Here is a 25,835-nt window from a genome sequence, read left to right as displayed (position 1 = left end):
GCGGGTGGTGCAGGGAGCGAGCCCGGTGCGCGGGCGGCGTCGTGCGCCGGGGCGTCAGCGGGGGACGGCCTGCGCGATCAGTTCGGCGGTGCGGCGCGGCTGGTCAAGCATCACGAAGTGCCCGCTGCGGGAGACCACCACGGAGCGCACCGAGGTCTCCACCGCGAGCCGAGCGGCCTGGGCAAGGACGTGGCGCACCCACCGGGACAGCCCCGGCCGGGGCACGCGGCCGTTGGCGGCCACCACCGTGAGGGGCACCCGGGGATCCAGAGGCAGCCGGGTCCGCAGTTCGCGGAGCCGGTTCATGCACGCCACGTAGCCCGCGAGCTCGCGCAGGGAGGCCAGCAGCGCATTCGGTGCGGAGGCCTCGGCACGCAGACCGCCCATCACCCGGGCCACGCGCAGCCGCCCGGGCACCAGCGCCACCGAGACCGCCGGCCCCACGAGACGCCAGATGCTACGAACGGCGCGGGAGCGCACCGCGGGGTGGGTGCGGTGGCGGAAGCGGCGGGCGGTGCGGGCCGCGTCGTGCGTCGGGTCGGCACCCTCGGCCTCGGGGACGGAGCCGTCCAGGAGCACCAGGGACCCCCAGCGGCCGGGATGGAGGCGGGCGGCGGCCTCGACCACTGCGGCACCGAAGGAGTGCCCCACCGCGGTGACCGGGCCGGGTACGTCCAGGGCGTCGAGAACGGCGAGCAGTCGCGCGGCCTCGGTGTCCAGCTCCGGAAGGGTCTCGGGGACTTCCTGACCCGGTGCGTAGCCGGGACGGTCCAGCACGATCACGCGGTGGTCTCCGCGCAGCAGCTCGACCACCGGCGCCCAGTCCCACAGCACGGAGGCCACGCCCGAGGAGCACACGAGCGCCGGGCCGGAGCCGATGTCCAGCACCCGGACCGGCACGCCCTGGACCGGGATCTCGCTCAGGTGCTCGCGCCACAGCGCGGCGGTGGAGTGGTTCACGCCGCAACCGCCCGGGGTGCGGCGCGCACCCGGTCCACGACCGGCAGGCCCGCGACGGCCACGAGCCACACGACGATCGCGACCATCGAGATCCGCTGCGTGATCCCCTCCGTGGGGATCCTGGTGAGCAGGGCGTCCACCGCGGACAGGGCGATGGTCACGACGCCCACCCAGCTGGCGATCCGGATCACCCGATCGGCGGCGGTGCTCAGCACGAGCGAGGCGAGCATGGCCACGACGAACGCCGTTCCCGCCACGGCGGAGGATGCGGTATGCATGTGGTGCTGCAGCGGCAGCGTTCCCGCGGCCTCGGCGGCGGCGCACTCGGCTGAGACCGAGGGCGCGCACGTCATGGGGTTGATGGCGTCCACCACCGTGGCCGCACCCGCCACAGCCAGGGCCGCGCACCACACCCGCACGGCCTGCCGCGCACGACGCCGCGTGGGCGGGGCGGTCTCCGGTGCCCCGAGGCCGCCGGGCAGTCCGCGCCACAGCGTGCGGGCCCGCGAGTAGGACAGGACGGCCATCACGATCAGCAGCATCCCGGAGATCCCGTCCGTGGTGCGCAGGAGCGTGGCCGCGGGGCGGTCTGCCACGAAATACTCGGAGGCGTAGGAGGTCCACGGATGCAACTGTGGATCCAGCAGCGGGGCCACGAGCCACGTGGAGTAGAGGACGGCGATCAGCGCCGCGAGACGGCGGGACGCGAGGGTCATGGAACCGGGTCACCCGCCTGTCGTCGTCGTGGGGCCGCGAGGTAGCAGCAGAGGTCCACTGTATCGGTGCCGTTCCCGAGGGCCCCGGGGCAACGGACGGGCGGCCACGAATTCGTGGCGACACCATGGCCTAAGGCGTTTCCGAGCACAAGGAAAGCCGGGCCCGTTCTGCGTTTCCGCAGGTCAGACCCGGCTTGCTGGCTCCCCCGACTGGACTCGAACCAGTAACCCTTCGATTAACAGTCGAATGCTCTGCCAATTGAGCTACGGGGGAATGCACATGTTGCTGCGCAACGAGACGATACTTTACAGCGCCCAGCGAGCTTCCTCAAATCGCCCGGGCGGGCCACTACCGGGCCCGTCATCTACCGGGTGCCGGGTGCGCGGGGACCTGGGGCTGGCTACCGGCTGCCCGCTGGGAATCAGACTCCCATGAGGCTGCGCCGCTGCAGCTCCAGGTCCAGCAGCTCGCGGTTGAGCTGCTGGTAGAGGTCCGGCTCGCGCTGCGCGTTGAGCCGGTTGAGGTGCGCGAGCTTGTCTGACTTCTCCCGGTTGATGTGCATCTCCACGAGCGAGGTGATGACCCCCACCGCGTAGTTGCGCATCTGCTGCTCGGTGGCCGCAGGCAACGGCGTGACGGACAGCTGCGCCAGGTAGCCGTGCAGCGGTTCGGGCAGGTGGTTCCGCACGGCTTCCAGCCACACGCGTCCGCCCTGGACACCCTCTCCCAGGTCCGCGCGGGCACCCACCACGGCGTCGTGCATGACCTGGTGCACCCGGTACGTCATGCCCGCGGACTCGAAGTGCCCCCAGTAGGCCAGCGGCACGAGGTCCGGGACCTGCAGCACGACTTCCAGCGCCTCGCGCTCCATGCGGGAGACCGGCTCCCGGGGATCGGGGAGCTCCACGGTGCGCGGCTCCTCGGGGGAACCTTCGTGAGTGCCGGCCCCTCCCCGCGATGCCTGCGAGTCGTGGTCCGCTCCCCCGCGCGATGGTCCCTGGGCCTGCTGCCGACCGCGAGCGCCGTCGTACCCGGAACCGGCCGGTCCTGCTCCAGAACGCCCCGAACCCGCGGGCCCCTGGCCGGAGGGGCCGGAAGGCCCCGAGCCAGCAGGTCCCGAACCGCCGCGCTGCGCGGATTTGGCCGCCGCGGTCACCGCGCGCATCACCTCGTCCGTCTCGATCCCGAGCCACCCCGAGAGCTCGCGCGCGTAGGCGGGGCGCAGGGAGGGGTCGCGGATCTGCGCGACGATGGGCGCGCACGCCCGCATGGCGCGCAGCCGCCCCTCAAGGCTGTTGACGTCGTACTCCTTGATGGTGGCCCGCAGCGCGAACTCGAACAGCGGGGTGCGGGTCTCCACGAGGTCCCGCACGGCCACGTCCCCGCGGGCCAGTCGGAGGTCGCACGGGTCCATGCCGTTCGGCTCCACGGCCACGTAGGTCTGGGCCACGAACCGCTGGTCCTCCTGGAAGGCGCGCAGCGCGGCCTTCTGCCCGGCGGCGTCGCCGTCGAAGGTGAAGACCACCTCGCCGCCGGCGGAGTCGTCCGAGAGGAAGCGGCGCACGATCTTGATGTGCTCCGGGCCGAACGCCGTGCCGCACGTGGCCACCGCCGTGGCGACCCCCGCCAAATGGCACGCCATGACGTCCGTGTAGCCCTCCACCACCACCACCTGCTTGGTCTTGGCGATGGGCCGCTTGGCCAGGTCGATGCCGTACAGCACCTGGGACTTCTTGTAGAGCTGCGTCTCGGGGGTGTTGAGGTACTTGGGGCCCTGGTCGTCCTCGTAGAGCTTGCGCGCCCCGAAGCCGATCACCTCCCCGGCCACTGCGCGGATGGGCCAGATGAGGCGGCCGCGGAAGCGGTCGTATAGTCCGCGGTTGCCCTCCGAGAACATGCCCGTGAGCTTGAGCTCCTGCTCCGTGAACCCCTGGTTGCGCAGGTGGTTCAGCAGGTGGGACCAGCCCTGCGGTGCGTACCCCACACCGTAGGTGCGGGCGGCGTCCTGGTCGAAGCCGCGCTCCCCCAGGAACTTCTGGGCGGCGGCGGCCTGGCGGGTGTAGAGGTTGCGCTGGAAGAACTCCGCGGCCACCTTGTGGGCGTCCAGCAGGCGCTGCCGGCGGCCCACCTCCTCGCGGTTGGGCGCCCCGCCCTGCTCGTAGTGCAGCTCGTAGCCGATACGTGCGGCCAGCCGCTCCACGGTCTCCGTGAACGGGGTGTGGTCCATCTCCATGAGGAACGCGATGACGTCCCCGGACTCGTCGCAGCCGAAGCAGTGGTATGTACCCATCTGGGGGCGCACGTGGAAGGACGGCGAGCGCTCGTCGTGGAACGGGCAGAGCCCCTTGTAGGAGCCGATCCCCGCGGGCTTGAGCGTCACGTACTGCTCGACGACCTCGCGGATGTCCGTGCGCGCGCGAACCTCGTCGATGTCTTCACGCTTGATCAGTCCGGCCACTGGGCCAGTTTAGGCACCCCGTCAAACCACGGACGGCGCCGCCCGGGCGGGTGTGCAGGGTGCCCGCACGGTGCGTGGACGACGCCCTGCCGCGGCCGGGCCCCAGGGGACGACGACGCCGCGCGGGACCAACCCGGCGCGGCCACCGCCCGCGTGGCCACGGTCTGCGCCCCATCCGCCCCGGGCAGGCCCGGGCCCGCCCGCTCACCAGAGCGGCTTGTCCCCGGTCCGCCAGTTGGTGCCGCGGATCCTGTCGTGCAGTGCCACGGCCGAGTGGTCCGTGAGGCACGCGATCTGGTCCACCACGAGCCGCAGCCGTGCGGCCTCCGCCCCCGGTCCGTCCGCCACTCCCCGCCAGTCCGCGGCGAACTCCGGGGAGAGGAACCGGCCGTCGGTCTCCATGAGGGCCTCCACCAGGATGGTGAGGATCTCGTGCTGGTTCTCGTACAGGGGCATGGCGTCCCGCACGGTCATCACGAACGCGGTGGCGATGCCCTTGAGCACCCCGATCTCCAGCTCCGTCTCGCGCGGCACCACCAGGGACGCCCGGTACCGGGTGAGCCGATCCTCACCGGCGACCTCCCGGGTGGCCTCCACCGCGGACATCGCGAAGCGGCCGATGAGCTGGCTGGTCATGTTCTTGAGCCGCGCGAGGTCCCCGCGGGTGCCGTCCATGCGCGGCACCCAGGCCGGGGTGGCCTCGAGACGGCGCAGGGCGGCGTCGAGCTCCTCGTCCGTGGCGTCCGGGAGGTACCAGCCGCGCGTGCACTCGATGACCCGCCCGCGCTGGGTGGGCTCGGCCAGCAGGTCCAGCTGCAGGGCGTGGGCGGCCACGGCGTCCTCCACGTCGTGCACGCTGTAGGAGATGTCGTCCGCGAGGTCCATGACCTGCGCCTCCAGGCACTTGCGGCCCTCCACGGCACCTTCGCGGAACCACTCGAACACGGGGAGGTCGTCCTCGTATGCGCCGAACTTCCGGTTGGGCCGCCCGTCCGTCCGCGGCGGGGCGTCCGCGGCGGACCACGGGTACTTGCATGTGGCGTCCAGCGTGGCGCGCGTGAGGTTCAGCCCCGCGGGCTCCCCCGAGGGCGTCACGAGCTTGGGTTCCAGCCGCACGAGCAGCCGCAGGGTCTGCGCGTTGCCCTCGAAGCCCCCGATCCCCCGGGTCAGCTGTGCGAGCACCGTCTCCCCGTTGTGCCCGAAGGGCGGGTGGCCGAGGTCGTGGGACAGGCACGCGGCGTCCACCACGTCCGGGTCGCAGCCCAGCGCCTTGCCGAGCTCCCGCCCGATCTGCGCAACCTCCAGCGAATGGGTGAGGCGGTTGCGCACGAAGTCGTCCGTCTGCGGGGCGACCACCTGCGTCTTGGCCGCGAGCCGGCGCAGCGCGGAGCTGTGCAGCACGCGCGCGCGGTCCCGCTCGAAGTGGCTGCGGTGGCGGTTGTGGTGGTCCTCGCTGACGTAGCGCTCGGTGTCCGATGGCTCGTAGCCGGGGGCCAGGATGCCCAGGCGGTCCGGGGTGTGCACGGCGCTCAGCCTCCCGAGACGTCGAGTTCGGCGGCCGCGAGACCCAGCCGTTCGGCGTCGCCCAGGATCCGCGAGGACAGCCAGCCGTCCGGCAGGTGCGGCTTCTTGGGGGAGCCCGCGCGACCGCGGGGCCCCTCCACGTCCGCACCGGGGTAGGGGGCGTCCAGGTCCAGCTGGTCCAGCAGCTCGCGCAGCGCGGCGAGGTCCGGGACCTGCGCCATCTTCGCGCGCAGCTCACCGCCCACGGGATAGCCCTTGAAGTACCAGGACACGTGCTTGCGGATCTCGCGGCAGCCCTTGGCCTCGTCCCAGAACTCCTCGGTGAGCAGCTCCGCGTGGCGGTAGACGGTGTCCGCGACCTTGCGCACGCCCGGCCGGAAGCGGCGCGGGCTGCCCTCGAACGCGGCCTGCAGGTCCCCGAACAGCCACGGGCGGCCCTGGCAGCCGCGGCCCACGACGACGCCGTCCACGCCCGTGTGCTCGACCATCCGCACCGCGTCCTCGGCGGAGAAGATGTCCCCGTTGCCGAGCACGGGGATGTCCGGCAGGGCCTCGCGCAGCCGCGCGATGGCATCCCAGTTCGCGGTGCCCGAGTAGTGCTGCTCCAGGGTGCGCCCGTGCAGCGCGACGGCGGCCACGCCCTCGTCCCGGGCCATGCGCCCGGCGTCCAGGTAGGTCTGGTGCTCGTCGTCGATGCCGATGCGCATCTTCACCGTCACGGGAATGTCCCCGGCCTCGCGCACCGCGGTGCTCACGATTGCCCGGAACAGGTCCGTCTTCCACGGCAGGGCGGAGCCGCCGCCGCGCTTGGTGACCTTGGGCACGGGGCAGCCGAAGTTGAGGTCGATGTGGTCCGCGCGGTCCTCCTGCGCGACCATCCGCACGGCTTTGCCCACGTTCACGGCGTCCACGCCGTAGATCTGGATGGAGCGCGGGGTCTCGTCCGGGTCGTGGTGGATGATCCGCAGGGACTCCGGCCGCCGCTCCACCAACGCGCGCGCCGTGACCATCTCGGTCACGTACAGTCCCCCGCCGTACTCGCGGCACAGCTTGCGGAAGGACTTGTTGGTCACCCCGGCCATGGGAGCCAGCACCACGGGGACGTCGATGGTCAACGGTCCCAGGTGCAGCGGCTTCAGGTTCAGCACGGCCGGTTCGCGGCCCGCGGTCTCAGTCGTCTCGGTGCTCATCGCCTGCCATTGTCTCACCTGCGAGCAACGGGCCGCGGCCAAGCCCCTTCCCCCACCCGGACACGACGACGCCGCACCCGTTCCGGTGCGCGGCCGCGCAGTACCGGACCCCGCACCCTGGGCGACGCCGCTCGCGCGGATCGCGCCGAGCGTCGTCGTCCTGCCCGGTGCCCTCTCAGGCGGGGGTGTTCCGTCCGGTTCCGGACACCGCGATCTGTTCGAGGCGCACCGCGAGCTGGAATGCGCGCACCTGCTCGTCCCGGCGGCCCAGGGTCTTGCACGCGGCCCCGAGGCCCCGCAGGCACGCGACCCACTCGTCCGTGTATGCGTCCAATCGGAAGTGCGGAATGGATCGATGCCTACCTGAGCACATGAGCGACCTCTCCCAGTGCTAATTAATCCCAAATTCTACTCGAGGCTCAGAGAGGATAGATCTAGCCTCCAGAAATTCTATTCATTTATTTCTTAGTGACAACTTATATGTTTTATACTGAATTAAGGTATCATTCACAACACATGCATATGGGATTTTCCTGCGGTATCTCCTGACCCAAAATCCAACCAGTCGTGGATCGGTCTCGCTTCCAGCTCAAACCCCAAACGTCCGTGAAATATAGTGCAGGAAGTGCAAATTTATCTGGATCCCATCCAGGAAGAGCATACTTGTTGTAAATATTTATATCCCCCCGCAGTTCCTCACCAGGAAGTAGAGTACCAACGACTTTCGCCTGGTACCAAGCATTAAACGACTTCGATTGCCCGAATTCATTAGATAGTTTATCCTCAAGATCATCACAATAGTGATCGTGGCTGGGATTCTCGGTTTCATTCGTGAATTCGATTTTGCAGTTAAAAAATGGGTGAGCCGATGTGTTCTTGATGTGGTAACTGGCACGCCCCGCAGCCATCCCTACTCGGCCGCCATAAAAAGTTTCCCATTCACACTTTAAAACAAGATTGTTCCTAGTTGTTGTCTTCCTAAGTTCATCCTCCTTGTCTCTGCGTATTCGATCATTCACTAAAGCGTCCCGCGCTGCTCTCGCAGATATACCAGCGAACAATAAGCCGCCTCCCGTGAATATGGCAGATGCCCACTCACCTAAGCTGCCCCATTGAGTTTCGTATGGAACGAGTCTTAGCAACCAAAGAACGAGAAAGACTACAGCCAGCACATAACCTGAAATGATTGCGATTATATTCGCCCGTGTGCGAATTTTTAATTCTCCGAATTCGTTGCGTGGAGACATTTTTATCCATTTGTTGCGATTGGAATACACCGTTAGCAGTCGGGGCACGTCATCTTGTCAGAATAAGGCGATCTGAATCAATGACGGGTCTTATCCGACTAAATCAGCGTTGCTTCGTGTTTGCATGCATGAAATTGAAGGTACCACACGGATCCATCATTAATGGTCAGTTACGAGGAAGCTCAACCCATTCATTCGGACGCAGCGATCTGTTCCAGGCGCACCGCGAGCTTGAACGCCCGCACCTGCTCGTCCCGGCGACCCAGGGTCTTGCACGCGGCCCCGAGCTCCCGCAGGCAGGCCACCCACTCGTCCGTGTGAGCTTCCGGATCGGGCAGCGCCGAGTACAGGTTCGAGGCGTTCTCCAGGGCGTGGGCGGCGTCGGCCCACGCCATCCGGTCCGCGGCGAGCGCGGCGAGCCCCCGCCAGCACAGGATCTGCCCGGCCACGTCCCGGCGGGTCTCGCAGCCGCTGAGCACCGCCTCGTAGTGCTCCTCCGCCACACGACGCCGCCCCGCCGCCTGCGCTGCCGTGGCCAGGTGGGAGGTCCAGCGCAGATCCTCGCGGGTCACGAACCCGGTGCTACCCGCGTGAGCCGGCCGGTCGGGATCCACCCCGGCCACCTCGGCGCCCTCCTGGAACACGCGGTATGCGTCCCACGGACGCCCGAGCGCGAGCAGCACGTCCCCGAGCTCCTCCAGGCACCGCACCCGCCCGCGCACGGACCGCGCGGTGCGCTCCGCCCGGCGGTACTGCACGGCACCGATCCGGTAGTGGTGCTCGGCGTCGGTGAGGTTCCCCGCGTCCCGTTCCAGGTCCCCGAGCGACGACGCCGCATCACCCGCCGCGCACCACGCGTCACCCAGGCGGGCGGTGCGCAGGGCGTCCTCGAGCAGCGTCCGGGCCTCAGCGAGGTCACCGCGCCCACGGGCGGTGAGGCCGCGCCTAAGTCGGCGACTAGATACCCAGATAGAAAACATCAAACCACTCCATCTCAAACTTTTGATGGCAATTATTTGTGACCACAAGCAAGCAAGAACGCTGGTGGATGCAAAACACATATGGCCATGAATCAGACCACCCGCTTCCGGGGCGGCTAGGCGGATGCGTACCCAAGTCGACAGTCGAGAGCAAACGCAAAATAAACGATCTAGAACGCACTCCCGTTCGACACATCACCCGACTCTAGATGAGACGGCATCCACAATGCATCCAATTACCAATAGAGGGCAATTACTTCGCCAACTAAATATCGAGGCGATTCCGCGACCGCATTATTCTCGTCGTAGGAATCAAAGCTCTGCTGTTCAAAACTGGTAACAAGCCCAAGGGCTTCGGACCTCCACCGCCCAAGTTCATCGGGATCTTCTGCGGAAATGCTTTCAAGCCTGGCTAACTCATCAATTTCATCAAGAGCCTTGTCAAATTCGGTGGCAATATCCGAAGTTGTTTGATATTGTTCTGCAATCCTTGGGATTTGTTTACTAATCACATCGTGAATATGAATCGGGCATCGTTTACCCGCATAGTGCTGAAGGGCAGGGGTAAATGAATTGCTTTGTGGTGGCGGCGCCGCTACAGCGGTATTCAACATATCCGTCACCTTGGCGATAGACGCCTCGACTTCCCCAAACCCAGGAATGCCTCTCACAGCATCGAAAAGTTTGACAGGAGACCATCTAGGCGAAGGGAAATCCTCGCTAACCCGAATCAGCGCTGTGCACTCCGCATTGTCAAACAATGCGCGACGCACATCAATCCAATAATTTTCGATTTCAGTTAGAGCCGCGAGCCGCACAGGAAAGGAAGCTTCTGAAACAGGGACGAGTGCACGTTGATCAGGGGAAAGACTCCAATCGGTTAATTCCGCGTCAATCGGAGCCTGCTCGAGAAGTAGCTGGCGTAGAATATCAGCAATCTGCAACATTTCGGACGGCCCCGACAAGACTACATCGGGGGACGATTCTGCCAACTTCGCAATGGAATCAGCTAGGGAGCTAATACGAAATGTGATGTCAGCTTGGAGTCGAATACGAATTTGAACCATGGTTCCGCGATGTAGCTTAATTTGGTTCGTAGAGGTCACCCTGTCCGACAGAATGGTCGCATCCCAGAATTCGCTGCCCCCACCCTGAATGGACTCTCGGTCCAATAAGTCTTTTAGAAGCGACTGCTCTGAAGAAATACGTTCGACTTGTATAGCCTTCTCGGTACTACGCTTAAATTGACCGCCAAGTCCAGCAGACCCGACACCCGAAGAGGAAATACCAACCGAACCACCAAGTTCCGCATCACGTGTCTTGGAATTCGTAATTGTGATGCGCGCATCTTCCGGGCCATAACGCGATATATAAAGGCTTCTAAGCGCCACCGCGTCTAGATAGATTATTTGCTTGAGCCCCCCGATTGGCTCCACTTTACGGCGCAGCTTATTAATCTTTTTCAATGCCCGAGACCGGCGTCTCTTCAGCCACCACTCACGTAGCTTGTTCATTATTTACCAGCCAATCGTCTATCCCTGGAGCACTTAGCACGCTCAAACCCCATCATGAAATGATCGTAAGCGATTCGAGTGCGCTCACTTAGCACTGTCATTTCGGCTGCATATTGCCAAATTGCTCCGACTTCTGCCGCAGTCCAACCGTCTGTCGCATCCGCGATTTTTCCGTAGTCAAAATTTTCGGACCGGACGTGATTACCAGACGAAAGAATGGCTTTGCGATCTTCGAGGTTGGGGCTACGGAATGTCAACTCCCGATCGAAACGGCCTGGCCGCCTGAGCGCGCGGTCAATGTCTCCCACGCGATTTGTTGTCCCGACCGTTATAACATTGGTGGGACTGTCGACCCCATCCATGTTTGTCAAAAACACATTGACCAGCCGTGAACCGTGGTCATTTTCATTCGCGCGATCTTTAGTTAAAACATCAATTTCATCAATAAACACTATCGACATCTTCTGAGCTGCGGCATCGGTGTAGATGGACTCGAGTCTCTGCTCACTTTCGCCCACCAACCGTCCTCCAAGTGATGCCGCAGTGACTAAATAAAATTCCGCACCGGATTGCGCGGCCATAATTTTAGCAAGAAATGTTTTTCCTGTACCTGGCGGACCCTGGAACAGAACACCTTTAATCGGATTAACACCTAAGTCGATCAGCTTTTTTCGAGATTCCAGTCGCATTTGTACGGCAGCCATGGTCTGTGCCTGCTCTTTGATATCTGGGAAACCAACAAAATCATCCCAGCGGAGATCTAAGTTCGGAGCTTTGCGTAGACTTTGGGGGTTGAACCCATCATCAAACAGGGGTGGTGGCGCGGGTTTCTTTCCTAGCGTTTTTAAGATCCGTGGACTTCGGTTGAATAATACTAAATCCGAATTTGATATACCGATAGACTCAGGCGCCGTCCGAGCGACTAGACCCTGAGGGCCGCGAACGATAGCTGTGTCCTCTACAACCTGCTCAACAACCCCTAGTTCCACTTCAGGTTCCCAGTCGTCGTCTGAGCCGAACCCCCACTCGTCTCCAAGGACTAGTACATCCCCCACTTCCGGATGTAGGTTCGACACGTAGTTGTCCCCGGCAACCAAACGGCCATCAGGCAACCTCAGCATAGCGAGGCCAGCATGGGTAATGTGATCGACTTTAGCAATGAGGGTAGTCATCACGCACCTTGATCTGGTTGACCTTGAACTACTTAATAATTTATATTCGCCGCTATCAATTTACGATGTTATGTTTTGTATAGCATGCAATTCCAAGACAGAGAATTCGGCCTTTCAGCATGTGTGCTACTGCGCTGAATCTTAGCGGACTCGCCGCCCCGCGGGCGACGGGGTCAGGGTGAGGAACAGGGGGTCGCGGAAGCAGTGCTCCGCGAAGGACCGGCACACGAACGCCGCGAGCGCCTCGACATCATCCGCAGGTGCCAGCGCGATCACGGAGCCGCCGAAACCGCCGCCCACCACCTTGGCGCCCAGGGCCCCGGCGTCGAGGCACGCGGTCACGGCGGCGTCGAGCTCCGGAACCGTGACCTGGCAGTCCACGCGCATGGACTCGTGGCCCGCCACGAGCAGCCGGCCCACGAGGTGCCAGTCCGGCTCGGTGGACGCGAGCTCGTCCGCAATCCGTACGGAACGGACCATCTCGGTCAGGGAGTGCCGCAGCCGCAGCCGGGTGCCGTCCGGGTCCGCGTCGAGCGGGGCGCCTTCCCGGAGCAGGGCGTCGAAGCGCTCGAGGACTGCCGCGGCGTCGTCGTCGGTGGGGTGCTCGGGCAGAGCGTCCCGCAACCGGGCCACGCCGAGCACCGCGGCGGCGGCCTCGCACTGTGCCCGGCGGGAGCTGTACTGGCCGTCCGCGAGCCGGTGCGGAGCACGGGTGTCCACCGCGAGCCACGCCAGCCCGGAGTCCGTGGGGTCCGCGGGCAGGCTGGTGACCCCGAAGTCCCGGCAGTCCAGGGCGAGCGTCTCCCCCGCGTGCGAGCGCAGCGAGGCGGTCTGGTCCAGCCCGCCCGTGTTCGCACCCACGATGTAGTTCTCGGCGTCCATGCACGCGCGTGCGAGGGCGCGGCGCAGGGCGTCGTCCGGGCGGTCGTTGCCGGTGCTCAGCGAGAACAGGGCGAGGGCCACGGAGCACTCGAGCGCGGCGGAGGAGGCGAGGCCCGCACCGATCGGCACGGTGGAGTCCACCATGAGGTCCGCGCCGAAACCGGGCGCCAGGGCGAGCTCCGGGACCGCCACGGGGTGTGCCGAGAGCCCGGCCGCCACGCGGTTCATCCCCCACGCGACCCCGGCCGCGTACCCGAACCAGCCGCCGACCCGGCCGGGGGCGACGTCCCCGACCGCGATCTCGCGCAGCCTCTCGTCCGCCACGGACTCGTCCGCGTCCTGCAGGGACAGCGCCCGCAGCACGCCGTCCGTGCGCGGTGCCGCGGCAGTGAGCGTGACGTACTGGTGGGCGAAGGGCAGGCACATCCCGCCCGAGTAGTCGATGTACTCCCCCATGAGGTTGGCGCGGCCCGGCGCGGCCCACACGCCCACGGGCGCGCGGCCGTACGCCCGCTCGAAGCGCTCGCTCAGCAGCTCGGCGCGCGCGAGGACGTCCGGCTGGGGCACCCACTGCGGGCACCCGGCTTCCTCCGGCGGGGCGACGACGGCGGGTTCACAGGACACGGACGGTTCCTCACATGATCGGGTGGTGCGGTGGCGACACGCCATTGTCCCCTACGCGGCGCGGAAGTGCTCCTCGAGCTCCTCCAGGGTGCGGTCCTTGGTCTCGGGGGCCACGCGGTGCACCCACACGAGCGCCACGAGCTGCAGCGCAACGAAGATCAGCACGGTGTACCCCACGCCCAGGGCGTCCGTGAGCAGGGGGAAGGTCAGCCCCACCACGAAGGTCATCATCCACAGCAACCACGCGCACGCGCCCATTCCCACCCCGCGCACGGACAGCGGGAAGATCTCGGACATGTACAGCCACGTGACCGTCCCGATGCAGCACTGCATGAAGCCCACGAACACCACGATGCACGCGAGCACCGCCCAGGCCCGTGCGGGGTTGCCCTCCGGGACCAGCAGGTAGACCAGCGCAAAGGCGGTCAGGGACACGATGGTTCCGCAAAGTCCGGTGAGCAGCATGGGCCGACGCCCCACGTGCTTGAGCAGCACCATGGCCAGGCCCACCGCCGCGGCACCCACGACCCCCGGGATGATGTTCGCGTAGAACGCGCCGTTGCCCCCGAACCCGGCGTCCTGCAGCACGGTGACCCCGTAGTACTGGATGGCGTTGATCCCGGAGATCTGGTTGATCACGGCCATGCCCGCGCCGATACCGAAGATCCGGCGGATCCACGGGACGCGCACCAGGTCCAGGACGCTGGCCGCCGGGCGGTGCGCATCCTGCGCGGCGAGCTCCCGCACCGTGTCCGCCTCCTGCGGCGTGTAGGCGTCCTCCCGGATCCGACGCAGCACGCGCACCATCTCCTCGCCGCGCCCCTTCCGGGCGAGCCAGCGCGGGGATTCCGGCACCACGATCATCCCGATCCACAGCGCCAGGGCGGGCAGCGTGGCGAGCACGAGCATGTAGCGCCACACGTGCGGGAGGTGGCCGAACGCCGTCGCCAGTCCCGCGTTGAACACGAACGCGAGCGCCTGCCCGCCCACGATCATGAGCTCGTTCTGCGCGACCACGCGCCCGCGCAGGTGGGCGGGCGCCAGCTCCGCGAGGAACACGGGCACGATCACCGAGGACGCCCCCACGGCGAGTCCCAGCACCGCGCGGAACGCCACGAGCACGCCCACGGAGGGCGCGAGTGCACAGCCGACGGTCGCCACCACGAACACCACGGCGAGCACCATGAGCACACGACGCCGCCCGAACCGGTCCGCGAGCCGCCCGCCGAACGCGGCACCCCACGCCGCGCCGAACGGCAGGATGGAGGCCACGAGCCCCTCCAGGAATGGGGTCAGCTGCATGTCGGAGACCAGAGAGGGCAGCGCGCCGTTGATCACGCCGGTGTCGTAGCCGAACAGCAGGCCGCCGAAGGTGGCCACGGTGGCGATCAGCCTCAGCCGCCCGCTCAGGGGCTGGGCGTCGGGCGCACCAGTGGCGTGCGGGTGGGAATCTTGCGGTGCGGCGGCGTCGCCAGAGGGCCCGGGTGCGGTGGGGCCGGTGTGCTGCGAGGAGTGCGCCTGGGAAGCGGGCATGGAGGTCCTTTCGTCCGTGAACGTCTTACCACGGTCCTCACCGCGGAAAGCGCATGCGCGGGGGTGAGGCGTTGCCAGGTGGCAGCCTGGGAGTGCCAGAGGTGGGGCAGGCAACGCCACAGTGGACACTGCACCGACGTGCGCGCGCCGCGCGCGAGCATCCCGCGGACACGCGAGAGCCCTCCCACCGCGGGCGCGGCAGGAGGGCTCTCGTGGGCTGCGCTAGTCCAGCACCAGCGTCTCGGCCTCCGTGACCATGCGGGCGACTCCCGCGGCCAGGAGGTTGTCCACCACGCTGACCAGCGGGCCCATGGAGTCGTCCACCTCCAGCTCCACCGGATAGTCGCTCACGAGCAGCGCCAGCAGGGTCTCCAGGGCCGCGCCGGACTGCTCCGGGGTGGCCCCGGCCGCACCGGGCACGTAGCCGAGCAGCACGTCCGCGACCTCGTTCGGCTGCGGCTCGTCGTGCGGGTTGGCCGGGTCGAACGGGCGGTAGCTCACGGCGAACGCCGCGATCGGGCCCTTGCCGTCCGTGCCGTCCACCGTGCGACGCAGCACCACGGCACCGTAGGCCCCGGCGGTGTCCGAGAGGAACTGCCTGTTGACCGCGCCGATACTCACGTCCCCCACCGGGTCCCACGCGTGGACCTCCCGGTAGAAGGACTCCACCGCGCGGGTCAGCTCCACGGAGCCGGTCGCGAGGTCCTCCACGGCCTCGGCGTCGGAGCCGTCCGCGTTCTGCCCGAGCGTGGGCGCGGGCAGGGCTCCGGCGTCCACACGCACCACGCGGGAGCGCATGGCCTCCGCGAAGCCCAGGGAGCGGGCGAAGCCCTCTCCCGTGGAGCCCGGGGTCACGCGCGTGCGCAGGGCCTCGACGGGAGCACCCGTCTCACGGGCGGCCGCCCGCAGCCGGGACGCCAGCTCCCGCCCGATGCCCTCGCGGCGGTGGTCCGGCGCGACCTCCACGAACAGCCACAGCCGCTGCGGGTGCCACGCGGAGGCGTAGCAGACCCCGGCGGCGACCGGAACGTCGTCGTCCGTGGCCACGAGCGTCACGGCGAAACCGCTCTGGTCCTCGGCACCCAGCCGGGCGCGGAACGCCTGGACGGGCGCGGACTCGGGGTCCGGCCACAGCTCGAGCAGGCGGAGGTCGTCGTCCTCCTGCCAGGGGCGGTAGTCGATGCTCATGCGCTCACTTCTCCAGGCGCTCGACCAGGTACTGCTGCACGCGGTCCAGGCCCACGCGCTCCTGGGTCATCTCGTCGCGCGAGCGGATGGTCACGGCCTGGTCCTCCAGGGTGTCGAAGTCCACCGTGATGCAGAACGGCGTGCCGATCTCGTCCTGGCGGCGGTAGCGGCGCCCGATGGCCCCGGCGTCGTCGTAGTCGATGTTCCAGCGCCGGCGCAGCTCGGCGTCCAGGTGCTGCGCGGCGGGGCGCAGGTCCTCCTTCTTGGACAGCGGCAGCACGGCGGCCTTGACCGGGGCCAGGCGCGGGTCCAGGCGCAGCACGGTGCGGGTGTCCACACCGCCCTTGGTGTTGGGTGCCTCGTCCTCCACGTACGCGTCCACCAGGAACGCCATCATGGAGCGGGTCAGCCCGAAGGACGGCTCGATCACGTAGGGGGTGTAGCGCTCGCCGGAGGCCTGGTCGAAGTACTGCATCTTGGTGCCGGAGGCCTCGGTGTGGTTGCTGAGGTCGAAGTCCGTGCGGTTGGCCACGCCCATCAGCTCACCCCACTCGGAGCCCTGGAAGCCGAAGCGGTACTCGATGTCGATGGTGCCGTCCGAGTAGTGCGCGCGGTCGTCCGCGGGGACGTCGTAGCGGCGCATGTTGTCCGGGTTCACGCCCAGGTCCACGAACCAGTTCCAGCACGCCTCGACCCACTCGTCGAAGTACTGCTTGGCCTCGTCCGGGTGGATGAAGTACTCGATCTCCATTTGCTCGAACTCGCGCGTGCGGAAGATGAAGTTGCCCGGGGTGATCTCGTTGCGGAACGCCTTGCCGATCTGCCCGATGCCGAACGGCGGCTTCTTGCGCGCGGCGGTCACCACGTTGAGGAAGTTCACGAAGATGCCCTGGGCGGTCTCCGGGCGCAGGAAGTGCTTGCCCTCCTCGTTGTCCACGGGGCCCAGGAAGGTCTTCATCAGACCGGAGAACTGCTGGGGCTCGGTCCACTTGCCGTCCTGGCCGGTCTCCGGGTCCTTGACGTCCGCCAGGCCGTTGACCGGGGGGTGGCCGTGCTTGGCCTCGTACGCCTCCAGCAGGTGGTCCGCACGGTAGCGCTTGTGGGTGTGCAGGGACTCCACCAGGGGGTCGGTGAAGGTCTCCACGTGCCCGGAGGCCTGCCACACCGCGGACGGCAGGATGATCGAGGAGTCCAGCCCCACCATGTCCGCGCGGCCGCGCACGAAGGTCTGCCACCACTCGCGCTTGATGTTCTCCTTCAGCTCCGCACCCAGCGGCCCGTAGTCCCACGCGGAGCGCGAACCCCCGTAGATCTCACCCGCCTGGAACACGAAGCCCCGGCGCTTGGCCAGGGAGATGACATTGTCCAGGGTGGATTTCGGGGCCATGCGGTCTCACTTCCGTTTCTCGCGCGGAGCCGCGGGGGCTCGCGCGTGGGGATCGGTGGGCTCAGGCTCTCGACCCGCACGGGGAGAGCCGTTCCGCTCCAGGGTAGCGAGGTTCCGCAGGCCGGACCTAACCCCCGCGCACGACGACGCCGCACGGCCGGAGTGCCCGCGCACCGCACGGTCCCGCGCGCCTCACCTCGCCGCCCCGCCCTCGCAGCATGCCCTCGGAACAGGGCACCCCGGCGCGCAGGGGGATCGCGCGGCCCGGGGCGGTTGCGCCGGTGAGGGCGGGGGCGGGCGCCGGACCCGGCCCAGCGGCGTCGTCCCCGGCGCGCCGCTACGAGACGAACGCTGAGACGCCCGTGAGCGCGCGACCCACGATCAGCGAGTTGATGTGGTAGCTGCCCTCGTACGTGTGGATGGCCTCGATGTCCGCCATGACCTTGGCGATCCCGCAGTGGCTGAGCAGGCCGTTGCCGCCCAGGGCGTCCCGGGCCTGGGACGCGCTCTGGCGGGCCAATCGCGTGGCGGTGGACTTGGCCAGGGCGGCCTGCATCATCTGCAGGTCGTCCGCCTCCTGCACGCGGGTCACCTGGGCCATGAGCCCCGAGCAGGCGGCAAGGTTGCCGGCCGCCTCCGCGATGACCTGCTGCACCAGCTGGAAGCTCGCGAGCGGCTTGCCGAACTGGATCCGCTCGATTGCATAGTCGCGCACGATGTCGAACACGGCCATCTGGGCGCCGACCGCCTGCCAGCCGACCCACGCGCGGGAGTCCTTGAGCAGTCCGTTGGCCGCGGAGAAGTCCTCGGCGCCGGGCAGCAGGGCATCCGCGGGCAGCCGCAGGTCCGTGAGCTCGATGTCCGCGTTCTGCATGATCCGCAGCCCGATCTTGTGCTCGATCTTGGACGCCGTGTACCCCGGCAGGGAGGTGTCCACCGCGAAGCACTTGATGCGGCCGTCCGCGGTGTCCCGTGCCCACACGAGCGCGAGGTCCGCCACGGTGCCCAGCCCGATCCAGCGCTTGCGGCCGTTGAGGACCCAGCCGTCCCCGTCACGGGTGGCCGTGGTGGCCAGCCCGCCCGCGATGTCCGAGCCGTGGTCCGGCTCCGTGAGGCAGAACGCGCCGAGCCTCTCGAGCTTCATGAGCCCCGGCAGCCACGTCTCCTGCTGCTCCGGGGAGCCGAACGCGGCAATGGTGCCCACGATCAGCTCGTTGTGGATGCCCAGCAGCGCGGAGAGGGAGATGTCCGCACGGGCGATCTGCGCGTGCACCAGCCCCTGGAACAGCCGCGAGGACCCGTCCTGGGCCACCTGCCCCAGCCCGAGATCCGCGAGCGCGGGCAGCAGGTGGCGCGGCAGCTCCTCCTTGTTCCACGCATCCACGCTCTGGTGCCGCACCTCGGCCTGCAGGTGCTCCGTGATGGCGTGCAGCCGCTCGCGCTCGGACTCGGGCAGCTGGCGCTCCAGGTGCAGGAGGTCGGGGCCCGGGAGGGAGCGGGGGGCGCGCGGGGATGCTGCGGCTGAGGTCATGGTCCTGTTCCTAAGGTGGTGGGCAGGTCGATAGTGGTACTTCCGACTATAACGCAGGCATGTATTTTCGTGTGGTCCCGATCACGCCCCCTGCGCGCCCCTAGACTGTGCCCATGCCCCAGAACCAGCCGCTCAACAGGGACCCCATTGCGGAAGCACAGCGCAACTGGGAGCGCAGGGGCTGGACCGAGGCTGCGGGCCCGATGGCCGCGGTGACCTCGATCATGCGGGCCCAGCAGATCCTGCTGGGCCGGGCGGACCGGATCCTCAAGCCCTTCCGGCTGACGTTCTCGCGCTACGAGGTGCTCGCCCTGCTCAGCTTCGCGCGCGAGCACAAGATGCTCATGAAGCGGGCCAGCGCCCTGCTGCAGGTGCACCCCACGTCCATCACCAACGCGGTGGACCGGCTGGAGGACGCCGGGCTGGTGCGCCGGGAACCTGTCAGCACGGACCGGCGGGCGGTGAACGTGGCGCTCACCCCCACCGGCCTGGACGTGGTGGGCCGTGCCACGAAGGCGCTGAACGAGCAGCTCTTCCTGGACACCGGACTCGCGGCGCACGAGGTGGAGGCGGTCGTGGCGGCGCTGAGCGGGCTCCGTGCCCGCGAGGGGGACTTCACCCCTCCCGAGACCCCTCCCGCAGCGTCGTGATGATCTCGGAGAAATCCTTGCCCGCGTGGCCGTCCGCCACGAACTGGTTGTAGAGCTTCGCCGCAAGACGCCCCATGGGCGCGGTGGCACCGGTCTGCTCCAGTGCGGTGGCCGCGAGGTTGAGGTCCTTGGCCATCAGCGCGCCGGCAAAACCGGGCTCGTAGTCGTTGTTGGCGGGGCTCGTGGGCACGGGGCCGGGAACGGGGCAGTTGGTGGTCAGCGCCCAGCACTGGCCCGAGGCGTTGGAGACCACGTCGTAGAGCGCCTGGTGCTCCAGGCCCAGCTTCTCCGCGAGCACGAACGCCTCGCTCACCGCCACCATGGACACGCCCAGGACCATGTTGTTGCAGATTTTCGCGGCCTGGCCCATGCCGTTGCCGCCGCAGTGCACCACGCGCGCGCCCATGATCTCCAGCAGGGGCCGCACGCGCTCAAAGACCTCGTCCGGTGCACCCACCATGAACGCGAGCGTCCCGGCGGTGGCACCCACCACTCCGCCGGAGACCGGGGCGTCCGCGGCGGTGAACCCCTTCTCCCGTGCCAGGGCCGCGGCCTCCTGCGCCTCGGAGATGTTGATGGTGGAGCAGTCCAGGAACGTGGCCCCGGCGGGTGCCGCGGCCAGCAGACCCTCGCCGCCGCCGGCCCCCGTGTAGGCGTCCTTCACGTGCTGCCCGGACGGGAACATGGTGATGACCACCTGCGCCTGGCGCACGGCGTCCTCCGGGGTCTCCGCCACGGTGAGCCCCTGCTCACGGGCGGCGTCCATGGCGGCGGGCACCACGTCGAAGGCGGTCACGGACACCCCGGCCTTCACCAGGTTCACGGCCATGGGTCCACCCATGTGGCCCAGGCCCAGGAAGGCTACGGTGGGGAGCTGCTGGCTGGTGGTCTCTGTCATGACGTTCCTCGTTCCAGGGGTGGCGGTGGCGCCGCGCGTCGCGGAGCCGCGGGAATGCGGGAGGGCCGGAGTGCTGGGACTCCGCCGGGCGCCGTCGTGCGGGGCCCGGCGGCGGGGCGGGACTGCGGGGCACGGCGGCGTCGTACGGCGCGCCCACGGCGTGGCGCACGACGACGCCGCGCGGCTCAGCTGCCCGCGGGCATCACGAAGCTCGCGCCCTCCTTGGTCCCGGAGGGCCAGCGCGTGGTGACGGTCTTGGTCTTGGTGTAGAACTTCAGCCCGTCCGTGCCGTGCTGGTTGAGGTCCCCGAAGCCCGAGGCCTTCCAGCCGCCGAAGGTGTAGTACGCGATCGGCACGGGGATGGGGACGTTGACGCCCACCATGCCCACCTCCACGCGGGTGGTGAAGTCCCGGGCCGTGTCCCCGTCGCGGGTGAAGATGGCCACGCCGTTGCCGTACTCGTGCTCGCTGGGCAGGCGCAGGGCCTCCTCGTAGTCCGCGGCGCGCGCGATGCACAGCACCGGACCGAAGATCTCCTCGCGGTAGATGCTCATGTCCGTCGTCACGTGGTCGAACAGGGTGGCGCCCACCCAGAACCCGTTGGGGTGCCCGTCCACGGTGGCCCCGCGGCCGTCCACCACGAGCTCCGCGCCCTCCTTCTCGCCCGCGGCGATGTAGGACTCGATGCGCTCCTTGGCCTGGGCGCTGACCACGGGACCGAAGTCCGAGGACGGCTCCAGGGACGGGCCGAGCGTGAGCGTGGCGATCCGCTCCTCGAGCAGCGCGCGCAGCCTGTCCGCGGTGGCCTCCCCCACGGGGACGGCCACGGAGATGGCCATGCAGCGCTCGCCGGCGGAGCCGAAGGCCGCACCGATCAGGGCGTCCGCGGCCTGCTCCAGGTCCGCGTCCGGCATGATCACCATGTGGTTCTTGGCGCCCCCGAAGCACTGGGCGCGCTTGTTCTGCGCGGCTGCCGCGGTGTAGATGGACTGGGCGATGGGCGAGGAGCCCACGAACCCGACGGCCCGCACGCGCGGATCCTCGATCAGAGCGTCCACGGCGGTCTTGTCACCGTGGACCACGTTCAGCGCACCCGCGGGCATGCCCGCCTCGAGCGCCAGCTCCGCGAGCCGCACGGGCACGGAGGGGTCCCGCTCGGAGGGCTTGAGCACGAAGGTGTTGCCTGCGGCGAGCGCAATGCCCGCCTTCCACAGCGGGATCATGGCGGGGAAGTTGAACGGTGTGATCCCCGCGACCACGCCGAGGGGCTGGCGCATCGAGTGGACGTCAATGCCCGTGCCCGCGCCGCTGGAGAACTCGCCCTTGAGCAGGTGCGGTGCACCTGCCGCGAACTCCACGACCTCCACGCCGCGCTGGATGTCGCCCTTCGCGTCCGGGAAGGTCTTGCCGTGCTCGTTGGAGAGCAGGGTGGCCAGCTCGTCCATGTTCTCGGTGATCAGGTCCACCCACTTGAGCAGGATGCGCGCGCGGCGCTGAGCGTTGAGCCCGGACCACTGCGGGAACGCCTCCTCGGCAGCGGTCACGGCCTGCGCAACCTCTTCTGCGGATGCCAGCGGCACCTGGGCGCTCACCGCGCCCTCCACGGGGTTGTAGACGTCCTGCGTGCGACCGGAGTCTCCCGGGGTCTTCCGGCCTGCGACGAAGTGGGGAACGAGTGTCATGGCTTCTCCTGGGGATGGTGGGAGGGTGTGATGCACGTCTCCCCCGAACGTATCCCCAGTTCATTGGACGTGCAACTACTTGGGGGCACGACGCCGCCCGGTGGCGTTCCCGTCCCTCCTCACCCCACCCCGTCCCCGCACGTCCGGGCACCGGGCCGCGTTCCCGGCGATCCGCCCCGGGCACGCCTGAGACAATGGACGCATGAGCGACACTGCGTATGAAGAGATGCCCATCCGGGACCAGATGATCCGCCTGGGCCAGGCGTTGAAGCTGGCCAACCTGGCCGAGGACGGCCACCACGCGAAGACCCTGGTGTCCGATGGTGCGGTGCAGGTCAACGGCGCGGTGGAGACCCGCCGGGGCGCGCAGCTGCACCCCGGGGACGTGCTGGAGGTCCCGGCCTCCGGTATGCCGCCCGTGCGCATCGTCAGCGCATAGGGCGGTCCGGCACCCCCACCGCAGTGGGTGCGCCGGACCGGACGATCAGTCGGGTGGCCGGTGCGCTCAGTCCGTGAGTGCCCGCAGGTACTCCGACACATGGGACAGCTCCTGGGGTGAGACCCCGTGACCGATCCCCCGGTACTGCACCTTGGTGGCGTCCGCGTGCTGCTGGGCCCACTCAGCGGTCAGGTCCACCAGGGCGGGCGGGATCACCGGGTCCTCGGGGTCCCGGCCCCAGAACATCCGCAACGGCTCGTCGCGCAGGGCGGCGTCGTGGAAGAAGTTGGCCTGGGCGTCGTCGTCCGCCACCGGGACCACGAAACCGGACAGCCCCACCACCGCGTCCACGAGGTCCGGGGCGTGGCGGGCCACCGTGGTGGCGATCGCCATCCCCTGGGAGAAGCCCAGCAGGATCACGTGCGTGTGCTGCAGGGACTCGTCCCGCAGCCACTGCACCACTGGTTCCGCGGCGGCCACCACGGCGTCCGTGGTGAAGCCCAGGTCCGAGGACAGCGCGAACCACTGGAAACCCGCGCCCGCGCGCTGCGGTGCCCGCACGGAGGCCACGGTGAACCCGTCCGGGAGGGACGCGCTCAGGGCCATGAGGTCTCCCTCGTGGGAGCCGTAGCCGTGGAACATCACCACCAGGGGCGTGCCGGCGCGGTCGGCCTCGTCGTTGTTCCAGATCACGTGGGGTGCTTGTGCCATGGCCCCATCCTCACACGGTCCCGTGACGGACCATGACGGCGCCGCCCAGGAATACGTGTTAGTAATTTGCGTATGGATGAGAGCACTGCGCCCCGGACCACGTCTCCCGATCCCACCGCCGAGTCCCCCGCCGAGCCCCTGCACCCGTGGCACCGGATGGTGTCCATGGGCGACTCGTTCACCGAGGGCGTGGGCGATCCGGACGACACCGTCCCCGGCGGGTTCCGGGGCTGGGCGGACCGCATGGCCGAGGAGCTCGCCCGCACCACCGACGACTTCGCCTACGCCAACCTGGCCATCCGCGGGCGTCTCTTCCAGCCGATCGTGGACGAGCAGCTGGAGCCGGCGCTCGAGCTGACACCGGACCTCGTGACCATCAGCGCCGGCGGCAACGACATGCTCCGACCCGGCGCGGACCCGGACGACATCGCCTCCCGGCTGGACACCGTGATCGAGCAGATCGCCGCGACCGGCGCCACCGTGGTCATGTTCGACGCCCCGGACATCGGCAACACCCCGGTGATGCGCAGCATCCGCGGCCGCGTGGCCATCTGGAACGAGAACGTGCGCACGGTGGCCGCCCGCCACGACGCCGTGCTCGTGGACCTGTGGGGGCTGAACCAGCTGAGCGACCCCCAGATGTGGGCACCTGACCGCCTGCACTTCTCCCCGCTGGGCCACCAGCTCATCGCGTGCGAGGCCTTGGACTGCCTGGGTGTGGACCACGGGCTCACCCCCGACCACCCCGAGGAGCGCCCCGCACGCAACTGGCGTCAGGCCCGCCGGGACGACATGGTGTGGGCCCGCAAGTACTTCGTCCCGTGGGTGGGCCGCCGCATCCGCCGCCGCAGCTCCGGGGACTACATCACCGCCAAGCGCCCCGCCTTCGGCCAGGCCACGATCCCCGGCGCGGGCGAGGAGATCCCCCAGCAGGCCGAGGAGGCCTGAGCCCTCCCGCTCTGCTCCACCACACGACGACGGCGCCCGCTCCCCTCCCGGGCGGTTTCTAGGGGTCCTCGCAACACCTGATGGTTATGTGGTTGTCAGTAGATCACGCAGACGCTCGGCTGGGGTATCCCAGTTGAGCGTTTTGCGTGGGCGTGCGTTGAGTTCCTGTGAGACGTGCTCGAGGTCCTGCGGGCTGTAAGGCCGAAGGTCGGTGCTCTTGGGGAAGTACTGACGCAACAGGCCGTTGGTGTTCTCGTTGCTACCGCGCTGCCATGGTGAGTGGGGGTCGCAGAAGTACACCGGCACCCCTGTCGCGACCGTGAATTGTTTGTGCCGTGCCATCTCGCATCCCTGGTCCCAGGTCAGTGAGCCCCGCAGGTGTGCGGGCAACGTGGTGATCAGCGCTGTGAGCACATCTCGGACTTCCTCGGCGCTGTGGCCACCGGGCAGGTGCCCCAGCAGAACGTAGCGAGTGGAACGCTCGACCAAGGTGAGGATCGCCGAGGCGCTGCCGGGGCCCACGATGAGATCGCCTTCCCAGTGCCCGGGCACGGCCCGGTCCTCGACCTGCGGTGGGCGGTCGGAGATCATCACCATGTGATCAACGAACCGCGAGGTGCGTTGATCAGGATGTTTGTGGGGCTTGCGGCGGGTCCGGCCGGTGCGCAGCGCGGCTGCGACCTCCCGTTTCAGACCGCCACGGGCTTGGAGGTAGAGGGCCTGATAGATAGTCTCGGGACTCACTCGCATGCTCTCATCGTCGTGGAACTCTTTGACCAGAGTGTGACTGATCTGCTCCGGAGACCACCGCAGCATGAGCTTGTCCTGGACGTAGTCCCGCAGCCGGGAAGGCAGGCAGAGCTTGGGTTTCTTCGGCCGGGGCCGAGATGCTGCCCAGCCACGCTGAGCGGCATACGGCTGGTACGCCCCGTCCACTGAACGGGCATCGAGCTCGCGTTTGATCGTCGAGGCCGGCCTGCCCAACGCTCGGCCGATCGCGCGCAAGCTGTGCCCAGCACGGTGCAGGTCAGCGATCACTTCCCGGTCCTTCAGCGTGAGGAAGCGGGGATCTAGTTGGGCTTCCAGAGCTGGTAGCGCAGGACCCGCGAGGAGTGTGGTCATACCGGTGTTGTAGTCCACCCGGCGGCCATCTGGATAGATGCGGACATGGCCCGTGTGTTTGATGCCGCGGTCCCATTCCTGCGCGGTGCGCTCATGGACTCCGACGATGGCTACCGCTTCACGCCGCGAGAGGCCTCCGGCCCTGAGCTGAAAGTACTCGTCCTTCCGCGGGTGCGGCCCGGTGCTGGGGATCCCGCGACCACGGATCCCTGCTTTACGTGCCCAGCCGTATGCGGTATTCCGGTTCACACCAACATCGCGAGCAGCCACTGTGATGCTGCCATCCCCACGTTCCAGCGCCTGGAAAAACGCCACCTTCAACTCATCTGACAACACGATCCCCGCAACTCCCTGAAATTCAGGGTGCTGCGGGGATCGCTAGAACCCACCTCCGGGGTGCGGGTGCCGTATTTTGTGGCCGCGCCCGGCGAAACCAGCTCGTTGGACGCCCGGCAACCGCCGACGGCCACCCGCATGG

Annotated in this window: 22 protein-coding genes and 1 tRNA gene; 3 read left to right on the top strand and 20 right to left on the bottom strand. The window is 67.9% G+C overall.

The window, feature by feature from the left end; translation table 11 throughout:
* Positions 1-54: 54 nt before the first annotated feature.
* From HMPREF2833_RS01120 to HMPREF2833_RS01065, 16 genes are all read right to left on the bottom strand, one after another.
* Positions 55-960: an alpha/beta fold hydrolase gene (locus HMPREF2833_RS01120; protein ID WP_070636344.1), complete on the bottom strand. Its 906-nt coding sequence runs from the start codon at positions 958-960 to the stop codon at positions 55-57.
* A complete protein-coding gene (locus HMPREF2833_RS01115; protein WP_070636342.1) occupies positions 957-1,676 on the bottom strand; it encodes a DUF998 domain-containing protein in 720 nt (239 codons plus the stop codon). The genes HMPREF2833_RS01120 and HMPREF2833_RS01115 overlap by 4 nt, the downstream gene beginning before the upstream one ends.
* A 198-nt stretch (positions 1,677-1,874) precedes the next feature.
* Positions 1,875-1,950, bottom strand: a tRNA-Asn gene (locus HMPREF2833_RS01110).
* Positions 1,951-2,098: 148 nt separating this feature from the next.
* Positions 2,099-4,135, bottom strand: coding sequence for a DNA primase (gene dnaG, locus HMPREF2833_RS01105; protein ID WP_070636340.1), 2,037 nt, complete (start codon positions 4,133-4,135; stop codon positions 2,099-2,101).
* A gap of 204 nt (positions 4,136-4,339) precedes the next feature.
* Positions 4,340-5,659, bottom strand: coding sequence for a deoxyguanosinetriphosphate triphosphohydrolase (locus tag HMPREF2833_RS01100; RefSeq protein WP_070636338.1), 1,320 nt, complete (start codon positions 5,657-5,659; stop codon positions 4,340-4,342).
* A 5-nt stretch (positions 5,660-5,664) separates the two neighbouring features.
* Positions 5,665-6,849, bottom strand: a complete 1,185-nt coding sequence (gene dusB, locus HMPREF2833_RS01095) for a tRNA dihydrouridine synthase DusB (protein ID WP_070636336.1) — start codon at positions 6,847-6,849, stop codon at positions 5,665-5,667.
* 175 nt (positions 6,850-7,024) lie between these two features.
* A complete protein-coding gene (locus tag HMPREF2833_RS12300) occupies positions 7,025-7,183 on the bottom strand; it encodes a hypothetical protein (RefSeq protein ID WP_246829053.1) in 159 nt (52 codons plus the stop codon).
* A gap of 169 nt (positions 7,184-7,352) precedes the next feature.
* A complete protein-coding gene (locus tag HMPREF2833_RS12295) occupies positions 7,353-8,126 on the bottom strand; it encodes a hypothetical protein (RefSeq protein WP_141756150.1) in 774 nt (257 codons plus the stop codon).
* A 161-nt stretch (positions 8,127-8,287) separates the two neighbouring features.
* Entirely contained in the window at positions 8,288-9,076 is a 789-nt protein-coding gene (locus HMPREF2833_RS01090; protein ID WP_070636334.1) for a tetratricopeptide repeat protein, read from the bottom strand.
* Positions 9,077-9,312: 236 nt separating this feature from the next.
* Positions 9,313-10,590 (bottom strand): DUF6414 family protein, encoded by a 1,278-nt coding sequence (locus HMPREF2833_RS12290; protein ID WP_141756149.1) that lies wholly within the window; start codon positions 10,588-10,590, stop codon positions 9,313-9,315.
* On the bottom strand, positions 10,590-11,762 hold the full coding sequence (locus tag HMPREF2833_RS12065) for an ATP-binding protein (RefSeq protein WP_083310885.1): 1,173 nt from the start codon (positions 11,760-11,762) through the stop codon (positions 10,590-10,592). The genes HMPREF2833_RS12290 and HMPREF2833_RS12065 overlap by 1 nt, the downstream gene beginning before the upstream one ends.
* Positions 11,763-11,903: 141 nt before the next feature.
* On the bottom strand, positions 11,904-13,268 hold the full coding sequence (locus HMPREF2833_RS01085; protein WP_070636332.1) for a galactokinase: 1,365 nt from the start codon (positions 13,266-13,268) through the stop codon (positions 11,904-11,906).
* A gap of 51 nt (positions 13,269-13,319) precedes the next feature.
* Positions 13,320-14,801 carry a sugar porter family MFS transporter gene (locus HMPREF2833_RS01080; RefSeq protein WP_070636330.1) on the bottom strand — a complete coding sequence of 494 codons (1,482 nt, stop codon included), beginning with the start codon at positions 14,799-14,801 and terminating at the stop codon, positions 13,320-13,322.
* 222 nt (positions 14,802-15,023) lie between these two features.
* The gene (locus tag HMPREF2833_RS01075; RefSeq protein ID WP_070636328.1) at positions 15,024-15,989 is read right to left on the bottom strand and encodes a GNAT family N-acetyltransferase; all 966 of its coding nucleotides are present in this window, start codon (positions 15,987-15,989) and stop codon (positions 15,024-15,026) included.
* 4 nt (positions 15,990-15,993) lie between these two features.
* Positions 15,994-17,376: a glycine--tRNA ligase gene (locus HMPREF2833_RS01070; protein ID WP_070636326.1), complete on the bottom strand. Its 1,383-nt coding sequence runs from the start codon at positions 17,374-17,376 to the stop codon at positions 15,994-15,996.
* A 337-nt stretch (positions 17,377-17,713) separates the two neighbouring features.
* Positions 17,714-18,907, bottom strand: coding sequence for an acyl-CoA dehydrogenase family protein (locus tag HMPREF2833_RS01065; protein WP_070636324.1), 1,194 nt, complete (start codon positions 18,905-18,907; stop codon positions 17,714-17,716).
* 113 nt (positions 18,908-19,020) lie between these two features.
* On the opposite strand from HMPREF2833_RS01065, the gene HMPREF2833_RS01060 reads away from it, so the two are divergent.
* Entirely contained in the window at positions 19,021-19,557 is a 537-nt protein-coding gene (locus HMPREF2833_RS01060; RefSeq protein WP_047978997.1) for a MarR family winged helix-turn-helix transcriptional regulator, read from the top strand.
* Here the strand turns inward: HMPREF2833_RS01060 and mmsB are convergent.
* Positions 19,523-20,455, bottom strand: a complete 933-nt coding sequence (gene mmsB, locus HMPREF2833_RS01055) for a 3-hydroxyisobutyrate dehydrogenase (RefSeq protein WP_047978998.1) — start codon at positions 20,453-20,455, stop codon at positions 19,523-19,525. The two genes, HMPREF2833_RS01060 and mmsB, sit on opposite strands and share 35 nt — an antisense overlap.
* Positions 20,456-20,640: 185 nt before the next feature.
* The gene (locus tag HMPREF2833_RS01050) at positions 20,641-22,137 is read right to left on the bottom strand and encodes a CoA-acylating methylmalonate-semialdehyde dehydrogenase (RefSeq protein WP_047979430.1); all 1,497 of its coding nucleotides are present in this window, start codon (positions 22,135-22,137) and stop codon (positions 20,641-20,643) included.
* A gap of 202 nt (positions 22,138-22,339) precedes the next feature.
* Between HMPREF2833_RS01050 and HMPREF2833_RS01045 the strand changes: the two genes are divergently transcribed.
* Positions 22,340-22,576, top strand: a complete 237-nt coding sequence (locus HMPREF2833_RS01045; RefSeq protein ID WP_047979429.1) for an RNA-binding S4 domain-containing protein — start codon at positions 22,340-22,342, stop codon at positions 22,574-22,576.
* A gap of 66 nt (positions 22,577-22,642) precedes the next feature.
* Here HMPREF2833_RS01045 and HMPREF2833_RS01040 read toward each other — a convergent pair whose 3' ends face one another.
* On the bottom strand, positions 22,643-23,287 hold the full coding sequence (locus HMPREF2833_RS01040; protein WP_047979428.1) for an alpha/beta hydrolase: 645 nt from the start codon (positions 23,285-23,287) through the stop codon (positions 22,643-22,645).
* Between the two features lie 72 nt (positions 23,288-23,359).
* Between HMPREF2833_RS01040 and HMPREF2833_RS01035 the strand changes: the two genes are divergently transcribed.
* Positions 23,360-24,235, top strand: coding sequence for an SGNH/GDSL hydrolase family protein (locus tag HMPREF2833_RS01035; protein ID WP_070636322.1), 876 nt, complete (start codon positions 23,360-23,362; stop codon positions 24,233-24,235).
* Positions 24,236-24,319: 84 nt separating this feature from the next.
* Here the strand turns inward: HMPREF2833_RS01035 and HMPREF2833_RS01030 are convergent, their stop codons facing one another.
* Positions 24,320-25,357 (bottom strand): IS30 family transposase, encoded by a 1,038-nt coding sequence (locus HMPREF2833_RS01030; RefSeq protein ID WP_168165702.1) that lies wholly within the window; start codon positions 25,355-25,357, stop codon positions 24,320-24,322.
* Between the last annotated feature and the right edge of the window lie 478 nt (positions 25,358-25,835).

The sequence above is a fragment of the Kocuria sp. HMSC066H03 genome (genome assembly GCF_001812045.1).
GTDB lineage: Bacteria > Actinomycetota > Actinomycetes > Actinomycetales > Micrococcaceae > Kocuria > Kocuria rhizophila.
The sequence above is the reverse complement of the archived record's forward strand: the minus strand, read 5'-3'. Positions and strand labels throughout refer to the sequence as shown.